2 protein-coding genes are annotated in these 1,233 nt (G+C 31.5%); both read right to left on the bottom strand.

Translation table 11 applies throughout. The features are described from left to right. Nucleotides 1-418: 418 nt before the first annotated feature. Nucleotides 419-814: a type II toxin-antitoxin system death-on-curing family toxin gene (locus DER71_RS09755; protein ID WP_114457990.1), complete on the bottom strand. Its 396-nt coding sequence runs from the start codon at nucleotides 812-814 to the stop codon at nucleotides 419-421. Next, on the bottom strand, nucleotides 811-1,035 hold the full coding sequence (locus tag DER71_RS09750) for an AbrB/MazE/SpoVT family DNA-binding domain-containing protein (RefSeq protein ID WP_013405740.1): 225 nt from the start codon (nucleotides 1,033-1,035) through the stop codon (nucleotides 811-813). Before DER71_RS09750 ends, DER71_RS09755 begins: the two co-directional genes overlap by 4 nt. Nucleotides 1,036-1,233 lie beyond the last annotated feature (198 nt).

Raw genomic sequence — 1,233 nt, 5'->3', positions numbered from 1 at the left:
TCTGTGATATTCAATTTTTTTGTTGTTGAGAACTAATTTTTAGATTTAAAAGCTTAGTTTAGATTGAATATGCTTAATGTTTTTGTGTTACAATCGTAATATAAGTAATTACGAGAACACAAAAGATACTAAATTTATTATTAGAGAACGTGAGTAATTTGGAACTTTAAAAAAGTAAAAAAAGATAGAAACTGCGCATAACATGGGATTGCCGTTAGGCTAAAGAGCAAGCCTACCCTTCGGGACATGCCTTCTGTCACAAAGCTTGCAATAATAGCAGCAAGAAATATAAAGGCAAGCTTTCCGCCAGGCCTAAAGGCACAGGCACGAGCGCAAATCCCAGGGACGTTATCTGACATTTGCCGATTAATAGATTGCGAAATAAAAAACCTCCTGATTAATGAGCTCAGAAGGTTTATCATTCTATTGAATTTGTATTATTTTCAAGCCATAAAGTTAGTTCTTTTTTTGATAACTGACCAGAAGATACCTGGATCATCATTTTATAGGCTTCTTTCTCAGAAGCTGTAATTTCTAGACCATTTTTTTGTAAAAAAGTATCCATAGCTACAAAAGCTATTCTTTTATTTCCATCAATAAATGGATGGTTATTACAAAGATGATAGCCATAAGCTGCTGCCATTTTTAACAATGAATCGTGCAAATATTCACCCTGGTAAGTTGCTTTAGGTTGTTCAAGAGCTGAATCTAATAAATTTTCATCTCTAATACCAAAACTACCACCATAAATTTTAACAAGTTGTTCATGGAAAAAAAGAATTATGTCTTTAGGTATAAATTTAATGTCATTCATTTAGCTAATTCCTTAAGAGTATTTTTATATTTTTGGTTAGTCTTATCAAAAGCTTTAGCCCATTCTTCAAATTCTGGATTAAAAGGGGTTACTGTAAAACCATCTTCATTTTCAATGATATGAAGTTCTTCCCCTTCTTTAAGATTATATTTTTCTTTAAGCTCTTTAGGAATAGTAAAGCCATAGCTGTTACCAACTTTTCTTAATTTTATAGTTTTCATAGTTTATCACCTCGACTATATTATAACATTTGTATTACTAAAAAGAAAGCAGGTAAAAGAAAAAGAATAAATAATTATATAAAGAGAAGTTCAAAAGAAGCAAACGATCAGATAACATGGGATTAGCGCCATTCCTTCTGTCATAAAGCTTGCAATAATAGCAGCAAGAAATATTGAAGCAAGCTTTACGCCAGTGCC

It is taken from the genome of Halanaerobium sp. DL-01 (genome assembly GCF_003338615.1).
Taxonomy (GTDB): Bacteria; Bacillota; Halanaerobiia; order Halanaerobiales; family Halanaerobiaceae; genus QPJE01.
This window is presented reverse-complemented; position numbering and strand designations above follow the sequence as displayed.